We start from the raw sequence: 14,224 nt of genomic DNA on the forward strand, positions 1-14,224 counted from the left end.
CCCCGGGAAGCCGCGGGAAGGCCCGGCGAGGGCCCTGCGGGCAGATCCTTATGGCCGCGTTAAGGGAGTGCTCAGGCTGGGATCAGGTAGGTACCGTGCGGGGCATGACAGACGAGCGGATCCGCCCGGCCGTCGCCGCCGACGTGCCCGAGGTGAAGGCCGTGATCGACGCGGCCTTCCGGCCGTACGTCGCGCGCATCGGGGTGGTCCCGGCGCCCATGGAGGCGGACCACGCGGCGAATGTGGCCGCGGGCAGCGTCTTCGTGGCCCGGGAGCCGGGAGGCGCGGCGGGCGCCGGGCGGGTGACGGGCCTCGTCGTGATCGAGCCGCGCGAGGACCACCTCTGGCTGGACGTCGTCGCCGTCCGCCCCGAGGCGCACGGCACCGGGGTGGGGCGGCTGCTGCTCGAGTTCGTGGACGCACGCGCGCGTGCGCTCGGACTGCCCGAGATCAGGCTCTGCACCAACGCCATGATGTGGGAGAACCAGAGGATCTATCCGAAGCTCGGCTACGAGGCCGTGGGGCGCGGGGTCACCGGGCCGTACGACCGGATCCACTACCGCAAGCGACTGGGCTGAGCGCCGTACCGCGGGGGCGTTCAGCCGTCGGCGGGCCACCAGGTGCGGGCGATGTCCTCGCGGACCTCGGGTCGTCCCGCGGGACGCTCGCCGGCCTCCTCGCGGACCCGGCGGGTGTCCGTCTTCCTCGGGGGCTTCTGCACGGTGACACGGCGCATGGCTGCCTCCTTCAGGGCCCACCGGGTTCCGCGTTCTCACGGAGGCAGACCTTTCGGGGGAGAGTTCCTCATCGGTCCCCTTCTGTCTGTGGCGGCAGTCACGATTCGATTGTCAGTGGCAGGTGTCACCCTTGCGTCATGACCACACATGACGGTGACGGCACGGGCACGGACGGTGCCGACTGGGACGCGCGGGCCGCCGCCTTCGACGAGGAGCCGGACCACGGGCTGCGCGACCCGGAGGTGCGCGCGGCCTGGGCCGCGCGGCTGCGGGCCTGGCTGCCGCAGCGGCCCGGCGACGTGCTCGACGTCGGCTGCGGCACCGGCAGCCTGTCGCTCCTCGCGGCCGAGCAGGGACACCGGATCACCGGCGTCGACCGGTCCCCGGCGATGGTCGCGCTCGCCCGGGAGAAGCTCGCCGGGCGCGACGCGGCGTTCCTCGTCGGTGACGCTGCGGCACCGCCGGTCGGCGAGGAGCGCTACGACGCCGTCCTCGTCCGGCACGTGCTGTGGACGCTGCCCGAGCCGCGGCGGGCGCTGCGGCACTGGCGGGACCTGCTGCGGCCGGAAGGCCGGCTCGTGCTGGTCGAGGGCGTGTGGGGGACGGAGAGCCCGGTCGGCATACCGGCGGACGAGCTCACCGTCCTCCTCGCGCCGCTGGCCGGGCAGGTGCGCGTGGAGCGGCTGTCCGGCGACCGGGCGCTGTGGGGCAGGAAGGTGGACGACGAGCGCTACGCGGTGGTCGCGGTCCCGGACCGCTCCTGACCCCTCATGCCAGCAGCGTGCCCAACCCGCCCCCGCGGGCCCGTGCGTCCAGTTCGTCGAGGGCGGCCACCGCGGCGGCCGCCGCCTCGGGATCGGTGGTGAGGAGACCGCTCGCCGCGAACTCGTCCTCGTCGAGCCGCCGCACGTCCGTGCCGTCCGCGGAGACCCACAGGTCCAGGTCGAGGTCCTCGACCACCAGCCGGCCGGCGGAGAGCTCCGCGGGACGCGTGATGTCGCAGTAGTGGCCCTTCAGGGTGCCCTCGGAGGTGCGGACCTCCTTCACGGAGTACCACCGGTCGCGCCAGTAGTGCTCGGTGAAGACGTCACCGGGCTCGAAGCGCACGAAGCCGAAGTCGCGCACGCCGTCGCCCGCCCAGGGGGCGCGCACGCTGACGCGCGTGCCGTCGTCGGCGAGCAGTTCGGCCGGATAGCGGATCTTCATGCGCCCCGCCTTGACGAGGACGACCTCCACCCGCGCCGGCCCGTCAGCCGAGTTCGCGGACATACCGCACCTCCGTTGCGCAGATCTCGTAGCCGAACCACTTGTTGATCGCGATCATCGGCCCGTTCCCGGTGTCGTTGCCGGTGAACGCCACCGTGTACCCGGCCGCGCGGGCGCGATGCAGGGAGTCGTTCTTGGCGAGTTTGGCCAGACCGCGGCCGCGGTGGGCGCGGGCGGTACCGGTCATGACCGTGCCGTACCGGGTGCCGCCGTCGGTGCGGGCCGCGGAGAAGGCGGCGGGACGGCCGTCGACCAGCGCCACCGTGGTCAGCTCGGGGCTGAACATCGGGTGCTTCCAGGTCTCCTTCAGCCAGGCCTCGTAATCGGTGAACTCGGTGTCCACGTCACTCGGCTCGTCCGCCATGGTCTCCGCGTCCAGCTCGAACAGCGGGCGCGGGTCCGCGGCGAAGGCCGAGGCCGGGCACAGCTCCACGCCCGGCGGCGGGTCCTGGAGCGGGGGGAGCGTGCCGTTCGCCAGGTCCAGCCGGAGGAAGTGGGCGGAGCGGCTCGCCCGGTAGCCGTGACGCTCGGCGAAGGCGCGGTTGCCCGGCTCGTCCAGCACCCAGGCGAACAGCCTGGTCGCCCCGTGCGCGGCCAGATGCTCCTCGGCGGCGCTCACCAGCAGCGCCCCGGCGCCCCGTCGCGTGTGCTCGGGATGCACGTACACGTTGATGTTGCCCTGGCCCGCGTCGGAGCTCTCGTGGGTCAGATGTACCTGTGCCGTGCCGATCACCTCGCCGTCGGCCACCGCCACGAGGGGACGGTAGTGGGCGTCGGGGTGCAGGTGGGTCAGGTCGTGGACAAGGGATTGCGGAGTGACGAGGAGGAACGGCAGCGCGGCGTGCCGCACCCGGGCGAAACCCTCGAGGTCGGCGCGGGCGTCGGCGCGGAGATCGCGGACGGTCACAGTCATGGACGCGAACGCTACGGGGGAAGCACCCGGGGTGCCTCCCATTTTCAGGCGGGTGCGGGACAATCGGGCCGTGACCTTGAGGATCCAGATCGACGACGGCGCACCGCCGTACGAGCAGGTACGGGCGCAGATCTCCGAACAGGCCCGGTCGGGAGCGCTGCCGGTGGGGTACCGGCTGCCGACGGTGCGGGGGCTGGCGGAGACGCTCGGTCTCGCCGCGAACACGGTGGCCAAGGCCTACCGGGCACTGGAGGCCGACGGGGTGATCGAGACGCGGGGGCGCAACGGGACGGTGATCGCCGCCGCGGGGCCGGCGGCGGTGCGGGAGGCCGCGGCGGCGGCGCAGGTGTACGCGGAGCGGGTTCGGCGGCTGGGGCTGGGGGAGGAGGAGGCGCTGGCCGCCGTGCGGGATGCGCTGCGTGCGGCCTACGGGTGAGCGCGGGTTTCCGGCGGGGGCTTCACGGGTGAGCACCGTTGCGGGTCTGATCCCGGCTGCGGGTTCGTCGGGGCTTGTCGCGCGGTTCCCCGCGCCCCTTGGGGAGTCCGAGTGACCGTGAGCTGCGTCGTGCGGGCCAGTCGGGCGAAGAGGTTGGCGTCGGTCACCGCTGCTGCGTGGGGGTCGTTGTTGAAGTACGCGTAGACGTCCTCATGGGCGGACCAGGTGGTCGCGATGCGGTCGAGCCAGGTGCGGAGGGACTGGCGGCCGTAGTGCGGCCAGGGGTGCGCGCGGCCCTGGTGGAAGCGGACGTAGCCCCAGTCGGCGGTGCGCCACAGGGGAGTGGCGGGCCGGGCCAGTACGTCGGCCCAGCACAGTGCGGCGCCCCGGGACTCCAGTACGGCGCGCACCTCGGGAGTCCACCAGGAGGGGTGGCGCGGCTCGACCGCCACCCTCGTCGACGCGGGGAAGCGGCGCAGGCAGACGTCCAGCAGCGCGGCGTCGGCCCGGAGCGTGGGAGGAAGCTGGAGGAGGACCGGGCCCAGCCGGTCGCCCAGTCCGGCGGCCCGGCCCAGCAGGCGGTCCACCGGCTCCTCGGGATCGCGCAGCCGCTTGACGTGGGTCAGGTAGCGGCTCGCCTTCAGCGCGACGACGAAGCCCGGCGGGGTGCGCTCCCGCCAGGCCTCGAAGGTCTCGCGGGACGGCAGCCGGTAGAACGCGTTGTTGATCTCGACGGTGGCGAAGTGCGCCGTGTACTCCTCCAGCCAGAGCCGCACCGGAAGACCGGCCGGGTACAGCACCCCGCGCCAGTCCTTGTACTGCCACCCCGACGTCCCGACGAACAGGGTCATACGACCATCAAAGCACCTACAGGTACAGGCCCGCGTCCGCGTCGCCCCGCGGTTCCGGCAGGGCGGCCGGGGACGTGCCCCGGCGCAGGGCGAACAGCTCGGCCAGGGTCGCCCCCTCACGGCCGACGCCCTCCTCGCTGCCCAGCCAGTCCACCGCCTCCCCGCGGGTCAGCCGCCCCACCTCGATCCGGGCGAGACACCGGCCGGGCCGGACCACGGCCGGGTGCAGACGCTCCAGGTCCTCGTTGGTGGTGACCCCGACCAGGACGTTGCGGCCCTGGCCGAGCAGACCGTCCGTCAGGTTCAGCAGCCGGGACAGCGCCTGGCCGGCGGTGTGCTTGGCCTCGCCGCGGATCAGCTCGTCGCAGTCCTCGAGGAGCAGCAGCCGCCAGCGGCCCTTGCCCGCCGCGTCCTCCTCGCCGATCGCGATGTCCATCAGATAGCCGACGTCGGAGAACAGCCGCTCCGGGTCGAGGACGCAGTCCACCTGGCACCAGTCCCGCCAGGACCGGGCCAGCGTGCGCAGGGCGGAGGTCTTGCCGGTGCCCGGCGGGCCGTGCAGCAGGAGCAGCCGGCCCGAGATGTCCTGAGGGGTGGTCTTCATCAGGCGGTCCATGGCGCTCGCCACCGGCGCGGTGTAGTTGGGCCGGATCTCCTCCCAGGTGCCCGCCGAGATCTGCCGGGTGGTGCGGTGCGGGCCGCGGCGCGGGGAGACGTACCAGAAGCCCATGGCGACGTTCTCCGGCTGGGGTTCGGGTTCGTCGGCCGCGCCGTCGGTGGCCTCGTCCAGGATCTTCGCGGCGAGGTCGGCGCTCGTCGCGGTGACCGTGACGTCGGCGCCCCGGCTCCAGCGGGAGACCAGCAGCGTCCAGCCGTCTCCCTCGGCCAGGGTGGCGCTCCGGTCGTCGTCCCTGGCGAGGCGCAGGACCCGCGCGTTCGCGGGCAGCAGGGTCGCGCCGGAGCGGACGCGGTCGATGTTGACGGCGTGCGAGTACGGCTGCTCGCCCGTCGCGAAGCGGCCGAGGAACAGCGCGTCGACGACGTCGGACGGGGAGTCGCTGTCGTCGACGTTGAGCCGGATCGGCAGTGCGTCGTGCGGTTGCGCGGACATGCGGCCATGATCGGTCACCGGGGCGCCGCGTGCACCCGGTTTCCGAGGTCCACGCGGACGGCCGCCCCGGTACGGCCGGGTCTTCAGAGCGGCGGGCGGAGCAGCCGGCCCGCCCGCCGGGCGCGGCGCACCATCGCGTACCCCTTGGTCAGGGCGCGGTCCCGGGCGAAGGTGCGGCCGATCGCCCGTCCCTCCACCAGCCGCTCGAACTCGGCGGCGGACGTGGACCTGCGCACCGTCACCCGCCGCAGCGCGTACGGCCCCTGGGCGCGGCGGGCGAGGCCGTTGCCGACGGCGAGCGCCTGGGCGTAGCCGGTCTCCCGCACCGCCTCGCGGACCCGGCGGCTGGAGTAGCCGTAGGGATACGCGAACGAGACGGGCACGGAGCCCAGCTGGTCCGACACGATCTCCTTGCACAGCATCAGCTCGGAGCGCAGCCGGCCCTCGTCGAGCTGGTCGAGCTGCGGGTGGCTGTGGCTGTGCCCGCCGATCTCCACGCCCGCGGCGGCCAGTTCGCGCACCTGGTCCCAGTCGAGCATGGTGTCCGGGCCGCGGCCGGTGCCGTACGGCCCGCGGAGCCAGCCGGTGGAGACGAACAGGGTGGCGGGGAAGCCGTGCCCGGCCAGGACGGGCAGGGCGTGGCGGTGCACGCCCTCGTAGCCGTCGTCGAACGTGACCAGGACCGGCAGGGCGGGCAGCGGACGGCCGGTGCGCCAGCGCGCGGCCAGTTCGGCCGTGGTGACGGGCGTCATACCCCGGTCCGCGATCACGGCCATCTGCGCGGCGAACGCCTCGGGGGACACGGACAGTGCGCGGGTGTCCTCGCCGGGCTCCGCCGCGACCGCGTGGTACATCAGGACCGGCACGCGTACGTCAGTCACGGCCACCGCCCTCTTCCACGGTCACCACGGTGAAGGTGACACCGCCCCGCCGGGCCCGCACGCTCCCCACCAGATAGCCGCCCGCCGCCGTGAGCACCCCGGCGACGATCGCCCCCGCCCGTCCGGCGCCGCCGGGGCGGCCCAGCAGGGCGTCGCGCAGTCCCCGCACCACCCCGGCCGGCAGGACGCGTGCGGTGTAGCGGCGTTCGGACTCGAGGCCCTTCTCCGCGCCGACGCTGCGCGCCACCAGCGCCTTGGACAGTCCCTCGGCGTAGGTCCGGGTCCGGAAGTAGCGGAAGTGCTCGCGGGCCTCGGGCACCCGGTGGTGGATCACCGCGCGGTCGTCGATGAGCAGGACCGCGTCGGGCCGGGCACGGCTGAGGCGGATGCACAGCTCCGTCTCCTCCCCGCCCAGCGGGCGCTTGTCGCCGTCGCGTCCGATGCCGGTGGCGAAGCCGCCCGCCGCGTCGAAGGCCTCGCGCCGGAAGGAGGCGTTGCCGCCCAGCACGTTGCGCACCCGCACGCGTCCGTGCGGCAGGCCCCGGTAGGTGCAGCCCACCACCCAGTCGAACTCCTCCGGGAACCAGCCGGGGCGCCGGCCCGACGCCCAGACCGGCTCGGTGCGGCCGCCGACCGCCATCACGCGCGCGTCGGCGTAGCCCTCGGCGAAGCGCGCCAGCCAGTCGCGTTCGGCGACGGCGTCGTCGTCGAGGAAGGCCACGACGTCGCCGCGCGAGGCGGCGATCCCGGTGTTGCGGCCGGCGGACAGACCGCGGGGGCCCGCGTTGGTGAGCACCCGCACGTCCGCAGCCTCCTCGTACTCCTTGCCCAGACGGTCCAGGAGAGCCCCGTTGTGGTCGACGACCAGCAGGGTCTCCAGGGCCGGCCGTGACTGTGCCCGTACCGAGGCGACCGCCGCGAGGACGTCCTCCCAGCGGTCCTCGGTGTAGGCGCAGATCACGACCGAGATGCCCGGGGTCGCGGGTGCGTTCAAGACACCTTCCCCCGGACCGCGTCGAGCAGCGGCGAGGGGTGCGGGCGGCGGCGCAGCGCCCGCCGGTTGGAGCGTTCCCCGAGGATCACTCTCAGCACCCGGAAGCCGTCGCGCACGGCCCGCAGATTGCTGGTGCCGTGGATCCGCAGGTACTCGTGGCTGGGGATCTCCTGCACCTTGAGACCGGCCTTGACGACGCGGATGTTCATCAGGGTCTCGACTTCGAATCCGGTGCAGTCGAGGTCGATCTTGTCCAGGCAGTGCCGCCAGAAGGCGTTGTAGCCGTAGCAGAGGTCGGTGTACCGGGCGCCGAACTTGCGGTTGACCACGGCGCACAGCACCCGGTTGCCGAGCCGGCGGACGAAGGTCATGTCGTCGGTGCCGCCGCCGTTCGCGAAGCGGGACCCCTTGGCGAAGTCCGCGCCCGAGACCAGCGCGGAGACGTAGCTGACGATCTCGCTGCCGTCCGCCGAACCGTCCGCGTCGACCATCACGACGATGTCGCCGGTGCAGGCCTCGAAACCGGCGCGCAGCGCGTCCCCCTTGCCCTTGCCGCGCTGCCCGACGACTCTCACCCCGGGCCACAGTCCGCGGGCCACCTCGACGGTGTCGTCGGTGGAGTTGCCGTCGACCAGGACCACTTCGTGGATCCAGTCGGGAAGCGTCTTGAAGACGTACGGCAGGTTCTCCGCCTCGTTCATGGCCGGTATCACCACGCTCACCGGTGGCGCGATGGCCAGGTGCGAGGAGACGGGCCGGTACGTCCGGGCGGCCGGCGGATCCTGATCCGCGGCCGCCGGCTGCAGTACGGAGCTCATGATTCTGGTCCCTCTCGTCCGGCGGACCGCCCGCCCCTCGGGCGGCCCGGCTGTTCGTCCGGTTCGAAAGGGGGGTTGTTCTCACCCCGCGTCACGACGGACGGAGCCGACGCGTACGCCGGGTGAGCTGGTGGAACTGGCGGCCGTCACAAGGACGTCCGTCCGCGCGGCACGGCTCGGTCACCGTTGCGGTCACCGAGCACGGCACCCCCCTACCGCGCCCCGCGCCGGTACGTCGCGGACCTGAGCCCTCCCCTGGAGCCGCGTACTGACGGACCGATGCGAGTGAGATGTATGACGGTATTGACGATTGAACCCGTATGGCAAGACCTGGAACGGCACCTCACGTTTCCGGCGGTTTGGCCGTTGCGGGTGTTTCCTGCCCGGTCGGGCGAGTCCGCATGACCGGCTTTGCCCCCCGAAGCGCCGGATGCCGGGCTTCAATCTGGCGCACCCCGTAAGGGGCGTCAAGGGCCGAAAGTCCCTGCGGCCGGATTTCGTCCAGCATTGAAGCAGTAACATTTTTGGCATGGACACTTCCAGTCAACACGCGTAGCTGGTACCACGGTTGTGGCAGAGATCCTGCTAATGGGAGGTTCCATGAGACGTTCCCGATTCGCCCTCTTCCTCGGCACACTCCTCCTCGCCGGCACCGCGGCCCTCACCGGGGCGACGACGGCGCAGGCGTCCCAACAGGCCGCGGCCGGCGGCTATGTGGCGCTCGGCGACTCCTACTCCTCCGGCGTCGGAGCCGGCAGTTACATCACCTCCAGCGGAGACTGCAAGCGCAGCACGAAGGCCTACCCCTACCTCTGGGCGGCCGCCAACTCACCCTCGTCCTTCGACTTCACCGCCTGCTCGGGCGCCCGAACGGGTGATGTTCTCTCCGGGCAGCTCGGTCCGCTCTCCACCGCCACCGGTCTGGTGTCCATCAGCGTCGGCGGCAACGACGCCGGTTTCGCCGACGTCATGACGACCTGTGTGCTGCAGTCCGACAGCTCCTGCCTCTCCCGCATCGCCACCGCGCGGGCGTACGTCGACTCGACGCTGCCCGGCAGGCTCGACAGCGTCTACACGGCGATCCGCGACCGGGCCCCGAACGCCGAGGTCGTGGTGCTCGGTTACCCCCGCTTCTACCAGCTCGGCACCTACTGCATCGGTCTCTCCGAGACCAAGCGGAAGGCGATCAACGACGCCGCCGACCTCCTCGACAACACCATCGCCCAGCGCGCCCGGGCGTACGGCTTCAGCTTCGGCGACGTCCGCACCACCTTCTCCGGCCACGAGATCTGCTCCGGCAACTCCTGGCTGCACAGCGTGGACTGGCTCAACATCGGCAACTCGTACCACCCGAAGGCCGCCGGCCAGTCGGGCGGCTACCTGCCGGCGCTCAACGCGGCGGCCTGATCCGGACGCTCCTCGCCGCCGTCCGAACCGGAGGGAGAAGCGGAGGCCCCGTCCGTCGGGGTCTCCGTCTCGCACGCCACCGAGAACGGCACCGTCTCCGAGGTGGTGCGCACCGGCCCCCTGACCTCCACGCCGATCTCGCTCCGGTACGTCCCGTCCTCCGCGTACGTCGTCACCACCACCGTGTCCTGCCGCGCACGCCCTCCCCCTTCGGGGAACGACAGCGTCCGCCACCCCGGATCGGCCACCGAGCCGTCCCCGGCCACCCAGCGGTAGGACACCTCGGCCGGCAACCGCCCCACCGTGAACGTCGCCGTGAACGCGGGCGCCCGCTCACCGGGCGGCGGGCACGCGCCGGAGTACTCCGTGCGCGCGCCGGCCACCGTCACGGACACGGTCTGCGGCGGGGGAGCGCTCCTCCTGTCCTCCTCGCTCGCGGTGGGGGAGGGAGTGGGGTCCACCGTCCCCGGCGTGCGGCCGCCGCCGCTCCCGCCGTCGCCGGTCCGCGCGGCCGAACCGGCCTCGCCGCCGGGGTCCTTGGCCTCCGGGCCGCCGTCACCCCCGCCCCGCAGCAGCCCATACGTCAGACCGGCCAGCGCCAGGGCCAGGACGACCAGCCCCACGACGAGGAGGACGGCGGTGCGCCGGTCGCGCCCCGTCCGGGTCACCGTGGTGGCCGCCGCGGGTGCTCCCCCGGTGACCGGTGACGGGGGAGCGGGCGAGGACGTCTCCGGACGCGCCGGGACGGGCGCGGCCACCGTCGGGGCGTACGGAGCCGCACGCGCCGTGTCCGCGCCGGGCACGCCCCCCGCCGCGACCACCCGCAGCTCCTCCTGCGCCCGTTCCGCGGACAGCCGCTCGGCCGGATCCTTGCGCAACAGACCCTCGATGACCCCGGCCAGCGGACCCGCCCGGCGCGGTGGCGGCATCTCCTCGTCCACGATCGCCCGCAGCGTGCTCAGCGGCGTGCCCTGGCGGAAGGGCGAACTCCCCTCGACCGCCGCGTACAGCAGCACGCCGAGCGACCACAGGTCCGACTCGGACCCCGGGGTGCGGCCCAGCGCCCGTTCCGGGGCGAGGAACTCGGGCGACCCGACGACCTCCCCGGTCATGGTCAGCGCCGAACTGCCCTCCACCATGGCGATCCCGAAGTCGGTGAGCACCACCCGTCCGTCGTTCGCGATCAGGACGTTCGCGGGTTTCACGTCCCGGTGCAGCACCCCGGCCCCGTGCGCGGCGCGCAGCGCGGTGAGCACCTCCGCGCCGATCCGCGCGGCACGCGGAGGCGGCAGCGGGCCCTCCGCCTCCAGCACCTCGGCGAGCGAGAGGCCGCGGACCAGCTCCATGACGATCCACGGGCGCCCGTCCTCCGTCGCCACGTCGTACACCGTCACCACGGCGCGGTCGGTGACCCGGGCCGCCGCCCACGCCTCCCGCTCCAGGCGGGCGTACATCCGCTCGACGTCGGGCGCCGGCAGCCCGGCCGGGGCACGCACCTCCTTGACGGCGACCTCGCGGTGCAGCAGCTCGTCACGGGCTCGCCACACCGTTCCCATACCGCCCTCGCCCAGCGGCGACAGCAGCCGGTAGCGGCCCGCGATCACCCGCTCGGTGCCGGGTTCTTCGGACACGGCGCCCCCTTCGCATCCGGGCGAATTCACCCTTTGCCGATGAAAGTAGCTCAGCCGAGTGCGGATGCCGCCCCCCTGAACACCAATCCGGCACCCAGGGCCACGACGACGACCGCCGACCCGAGGGGCGCGCCACGACGCATCTGCGCCGCCCAGGGGGCGGCCGTCCACCGGGGACGCCGGGCCAGCAGCCGGGTCAGGCCGCTGCCCGCCCTGACGACCGCGTATCCGGCGGCGGTGAGGGTGAGGGCGAGCCCGGCGCCGTACGCGACGACGAGCAGCAGCCCGAACCAGGCCTGGCCGAGCGCGGCGGCACCGACCAGCACCACGACGGCGGACGGGCTGGGCACCAGGCCGCCGGCGAAGCCGAGCAGGATCGTCCCGCGCAGGGTGGGGGCCGCGGGATGGGTGTGGGTGTGACCGCCGTGGGTGTGGGTGTGGGTGTGGGTGTGGGTGTGGGAGTGCCCGTGCCCGTGGTGGTGCGCGGGTCCCCGGTCGCGCAGGGCGCGGCGTACGAGGCTCGCTCCGGCCAGGGTCACGAGGACGCCGCTGGCGATGCCCAGCCACGCGATCACCGTGGGCGCGGCGGCCGAACCGGCCGTGACCAGCAGCCCCAGGGCGACCACGCCGAGGGTGTGGGTGACCGTGACCGAGGCGGCCATGGGCAGGACGTCCCGCAGCCGGGCCCGGCCCCCGCGCGCCGCCGCCGTGGCGGCCATCAGGGTCTTGCCGTGCCCCGGGGCGAGCGCGTGCATCGCGCCGAGTCCGACGGCGATCAGCAGGGCGAGGGCGGCGAAACCGGCGGTCAGGTCGCGCCGGGCGACGAGGCCGTCCAGGGCGCGCGTCCAGCGGTCGGCCCCGCGCGGCAGCACGGCCGAGGCGGGCGCGTCGGCCTGCTCCCCGGCCAGGGCGGGTCCGCCGGGGCGGACGCGCAGGGCCGCGGTCCTGGTGTCGGCCGGGGACGAGAGCAGCGTCTCCGGATACCGGGTCAGTTCGCGGGACGGCGAGGCCGGGGGCACGTCCGAGGCGGTGAGGGTCGTACGGTCGCCCCGCGCGGTGATCTCCCGCCAGCCCGGACCGGACGCCGCACCGGCCGCCCGGAAGCGCACGTCCACCGTCTCGCCGTCCGGTAGGGGCGCGGTCAGCGTGCATTCCACGCGCAGTGTGTCGAGGCCCGCCTGGCCGGGCCGTACGCCCGCACGGGCGTCGCGCACGGTCAGCGCGACCGGGCGGCCGTCGACACGCACCCCGCTGTCCCGTGCGGCCGTGGCGCACCGCCGGCGGGCCCATGCGTCCCTGCCCAGCCGGCCGATGTCCGACCCGGCCTGCGTGGCGGGGATCTCGGCCAGGTCCTCGACATGACGGACGCGGAGTTCACCGGGCGCGGCCACCAGCCCGTCGTGGCGGTTCACGGTGAAGTTGCCCAGCGGATGCGCGCTCGCCGCCGCGGCCGGGACGAGTGCGAGCGCGCAGGCGGCGGTGAGGACGGCGGCACCCCTGGTGACGGAACGGCGGAGGGTCAACGTGCCGCCTCCAGCTCCTTGAGCGCCGCCCGGGCCGCGCGGGCGCCCAGCGGTGAGAACGCGGGGTTCAGCTCCAGCGCAGCGGTGAGGGAGTCACGGGCGGCACCGTCCTGCCCGGCCGCCTTCTCGATCATGCCCCGGTGGTGCAGGAAGGCGGCGTTGCGGTAGCCGGTGGCCGTGGCGCGGCGGGCGTACCGGAGCGCCTCCGCGTCGCGGCCGTTGACGTGCAGGGCCCAGGCGAGGGCGTCCGCGGTGTGCACACTGTGCCGCCGGTCCCACTCCGCGCGGGCCGCGCGCAGCGCCTCGCCGGGGTCCCCGTGGTCGGCGGCGGCGAGCGCGGTGTCGAGATCGACGGCGACCCCGCCCGCGCGGGCCAGCGCGGTCCACGCGTCGACGAGGGCGTACTGGTCGCGTGCCCTGGCGTGGTCGCCGTCGGCGTCCCGTTCCTCGTACAGCTCGCCGAGGGCGACCAGCGGACCCGGCAGCGGGGAGCGGGCGACGACCCGCTCCAGCGTCTCGACGGCGCCCTCGCGGTCCCCGCTCGCGGCCAGCGCGCGGGCCCGGCCCTCCAGGGCGGGCAGATGGTCCTCGTCGGCGGCGAGCGCCCGCGCGTAGTGCGTGAGGGCCGTCTCGTGGTCCCCCTGGTTCCAGGCCAGCTGCCCCAGCGCGGTCGCCACGTACGCCACGTCCGCGGGCGTGGCCGCGACGTCGAGCGCCTGCCGCAGCACCGTCCGCGCGGTGCGCACGTCGCCGCGCAGCTCCCGTACGTAGGCGTACCGCGTGAACACGGGAATCCCCGGCCGCCTGCGGTCGGCGGTGGTGGCGGCCTCACCCGCCTCGTCGTACCGGCCCAGCTCGACCAGGGCGTCGATACGGGAGCACAGGGCGCGCTCGCTGTAGGGGTTCCGCGCCAGGGCCCGGTCGGCGTACCGGAGGGCTCCGGTGAAGTCGTGGCGCGCGGCGGCGAGGGCGGCCTGCCCGGCGAGGGCCGGTTCGTTGTCCGGCTCGAGGGCCAGGGACCGCTCGAACGCCCGCGCGGCCTGCGGGTACCGCGCGGGGTCGCCCTGGGTCCGCGCCTGCTCGACGTGGGCGAGTCCCAGGGTGGCCCAGCCGCCGAAGTCGCGCGGCTGGGCACGGAGATGGGCCTGCAGGGAACGGACCCCGGCGTCGAGGTCGGCCCCGGCGAGCACACCGGCGGCCACCGCCCCGGCCGCCGGTGCCGCATCGGTCACGGCCCGCCCGCCGTCCCGGACGCCGCTCACCGCGACACTGCCGGCGGTCATCGCGACGGCCAGCAGGACGGCGCACGAGGCGGCCCGCAGTCCCCGCCCGCGCCGCGCGGCGGCGAATCGCCGCAGTGCCGCGACCCGCGGTCCCGGGACGGCGACCTCACCGGAACCGGCCACGCGCGCCGGCCGTCGCGTCGGCTGCTCACCCCCGGCGGGTGGTCGCGCGGTGTCCGGTGTGCTCCCGTGTCCGGACGCCGGGGGAGCGGGTGGCGCGGTGGCCCGCTCGTGCTCGTCGGCGCTGTCGTGCGTGCGCGGGGACATGGCCTCTCCTCGGAGTTCGGCGGCGCGGCCCGCGCCGTGGGGGACGGGGGAAGACGGGCCGCGCCAGTAGGTGGGGCGGGCGGGTCGTGCCGGCCGCCCGGGGGGC

The 14,224-nt window shown here is 74.4% G+C and carries 15 protein-coding genes; 4 read left to right on the forward strand and 11 right to left on the reverse strand.

Annotated elements, in window-relative coordinates:
* Positions 1–104: 104 nt before the first annotated feature.
* Complete coding sequence (locus BU52_RS11245; protein WP_037932187.1) at positions 105–578, forward strand: GNAT family N-acetyltransferase; 474 nt, start codon at positions 105–107, stop codon at positions 576–578.
* Positions 579–598: 20 nt separating this feature from the next.
* Here BU52_RS11245 and BU52_RS34695 read toward each other — a convergent pair whose 3' ends face one another.
* Entirely contained in the window at positions 599–736 is a 138-nt protein-coding gene (locus tag BU52_RS34695) for a hypothetical protein (RefSeq protein ID WP_107061142.1), read from the reverse strand.
* A gap of 138 nt (positions 737–874) precedes the next feature.
* Between BU52_RS34695 and BU52_RS11250 the strand changes: the two genes are divergently transcribed.
* A complete protein-coding gene (locus tag BU52_RS11250) occupies positions 875–1,501 on the forward strand; it encodes a class I SAM-dependent methyltransferase (protein ID WP_037932189.1) in 627 nt (208 codons plus the stop codon).
* Between the two features lie 4 nt (positions 1,502–1,505).
* Here BU52_RS11250 and BU52_RS11255 read toward each other — a convergent pair whose 3' ends face one another.
* Complete coding sequence (locus BU52_RS11255; RefSeq protein WP_037932193.1) at positions 1,506–2,006, reverse strand: DUF402 domain-containing protein; 501 nt, start codon at positions 2,004–2,006, stop codon at positions 1,506–1,508.
* Entirely contained in the window at positions 1,987–2,916 is a 930-nt protein-coding gene (locus tag BU52_RS11260) for a GNAT family N-acetyltransferase (RefSeq protein WP_037932196.1), read from the reverse strand. The genes BU52_RS11255 and BU52_RS11260 overlap by 20 nt, the downstream gene beginning before the upstream one ends.
* 70 nt (positions 2,917–2,986) lie before the next feature.
* Between BU52_RS11260 and BU52_RS11265 the strand changes: the two genes are divergently transcribed.
* Positions 2,987–3,352, forward strand: coding sequence for a GntR family transcriptional regulator (locus BU52_RS11265; RefSeq protein ID WP_037932529.1), 366 nt, complete (start codon positions 2,987–2,989; stop codon positions 3,350–3,352).
* Here the strand turns inward: BU52_RS11265 and BU52_RS11270 are convergent.
* The 5 genes from BU52_RS11270 to BU52_RS11290 form a co-directional block, all read right to left on the reverse strand.
* Positions 3,343–4,203, reverse strand: a complete 861-nt coding sequence (locus tag BU52_RS11270) for a DUF72 domain-containing protein (RefSeq protein WP_078903201.1) — start codon at positions 4,201–4,203, stop codon at positions 3,343–3,345. The genes BU52_RS11265 and BU52_RS11270 overlap by 10 nt on opposite strands.
* A gap of 16 nt (positions 4,204–4,219) precedes the next feature.
* On the reverse strand, positions 4,220–5,332 hold the full coding sequence (locus BU52_RS11275; protein WP_268747607.1) for a DUF5925 domain-containing protein: 1,113 nt from the start codon (positions 5,330–5,332) through the stop codon (positions 4,220–4,222).
* 65 nt (positions 5,333–5,397) lie between these two features.
* A complete protein-coding gene (locus tag BU52_RS11280) occupies positions 5,398–6,195 on the reverse strand; it encodes a polysaccharide deacetylase family protein (protein ID WP_037932534.1) in 798 nt (265 codons plus the stop codon).
* Positions 6,188–7,189 carry a glycosyltransferase gene (locus BU52_RS11285; protein WP_037932202.1) on the reverse strand — a complete coding sequence of 334 codons (1,002 nt, stop codon included), beginning with the start codon at positions 7,187–7,189 and terminating at the stop codon, positions 6,188–6,190. Before BU52_RS11285 ends, BU52_RS11280 begins: the two co-directional genes overlap by 8 nt.
* Entirely contained in the window at positions 7,186–8,007 is an 822-nt protein-coding gene (locus tag BU52_RS11290) for a glycosyltransferase family 2 protein (protein WP_037932204.1), read from the reverse strand. Before BU52_RS11290 ends, BU52_RS11285 begins: the two co-directional genes overlap by 4 nt.
* Positions 8,008–8,607: 600 nt before the next feature.
* Between BU52_RS11290 and BU52_RS11295 the strand changes: the two genes are divergently transcribed.
* Positions 8,608–9,414, forward strand: a complete 807-nt coding sequence (locus tag BU52_RS11295; protein WP_037932207.1) for an SGNH/GDSL hydrolase family protein — start codon at positions 8,608–8,610, stop codon at positions 9,412–9,414.
* Here BU52_RS11295 and BU52_RS11300 read toward each other — a convergent pair.
* The 3 genes from BU52_RS11300 to BU52_RS11310 are packed head-to-tail and all read right to left on the reverse strand — an operon-like array spanning position 9,384 to position 14,118.
* Positions 9,384–11,045: a serine/threonine-protein kinase gene (locus BU52_RS11300; RefSeq protein ID WP_235216313.1), complete on the reverse strand. Its 1,662-nt coding sequence runs from the start codon at positions 11,043–11,045 to the stop codon at positions 9,384–9,386. The genes BU52_RS11295 and BU52_RS11300 overlap by 31 nt on opposite strands.
* Positions 11,046–11,095: 50 nt before the next feature.
* Positions 11,096–12,568, reverse strand: a complete 1,473-nt coding sequence (locus tag BU52_RS11305) for a nickel transporter (RefSeq protein ID WP_037932209.1) — start codon at positions 12,566–12,568, stop codon at positions 11,096–11,098.
* On the reverse strand, positions 12,565–14,118 hold the full coding sequence (locus BU52_RS11310; protein WP_078903202.1) for a tetratricopeptide repeat protein: 1,554 nt from the start codon (positions 14,116–14,118) through the stop codon (positions 12,565–12,567). The genes BU52_RS11305 and BU52_RS11310 overlap by 4 nt, the downstream gene beginning before the upstream one ends.
* Positions 14,119–14,224: the final 106 nt, after the last annotated feature.

Origin of the sequence: Streptomyces toyocaensis, assembly GCF_000725125.1 — a bacterium.
Taxonomy (GTDB): Bacteria; Actinomycetota; Actinomycetes; order Streptomycetales; family Streptomycetaceae; genus Streptomyces; species Streptomyces toyocaensis.

Bases quoted from the DNA above. Each gene is read 5' to 3' on its own strand.
- BU52_RS11270 (WP_078903201.1), bottom strand. From the start codon at position 4,203: ATGACCCTGTTCGTCGGGACGTCGGGGTGGCAGTACAAGGACTGGCGC.
- BU52_RS11250 (WP_037932189.1), top strand. From the start codon at position 875: ATGACCACACATGACGGTGACGGCACGGGCACGGACGGTGCCGACTGG.
- BU52_RS11310 (WP_078903202.1), bottom strand. From the start codon at position 14,118: ATGTCCCCGCGCACGCACGACAGCGCCGACGAGCACGAGCGGGCCACC.
- BU52_RS11245 (WP_037932187.1), top strand. From the start codon at position 105: ATGACAGACGAGCGGATCCGCCCGGCCGTCGCCGCCGACGTGCCCGAG.
- BU52_RS34695 (WP_107061142.1), bottom strand. From the start codon at position 736: ATGCGCCGTGTCACCGTGCAGAAGCCCCCGAGGAAGACGGACACCCGC.
- BU52_RS11255 (WP_037932193.1), bottom strand. From the start codon at position 2,006: ATGTCCGCGAACTCGGCTGACGGGCCGGCGCGGGTGGAGGTCGTCCTC.
- BU52_RS11260 (WP_037932196.1), bottom strand. From the start codon at position 2,916: ATGACTGTGACCGTCCGCGATCTCCGCGCCGACGCCCGCGCCGACCTC.
- BU52_RS11290 (WP_037932204.1), bottom strand. From the start codon at position 8,007: ATGAGCTCCGTACTGCAGCCGGCGGCCGCGGATCAGGATCCGCCGGCC.
- BU52_RS11295 (WP_037932207.1), top strand. From the start codon at position 8,608: ATGAGACGTTCCCGATTCGCCCTCTTCCTCGGCACACTCCTCCTCGCC.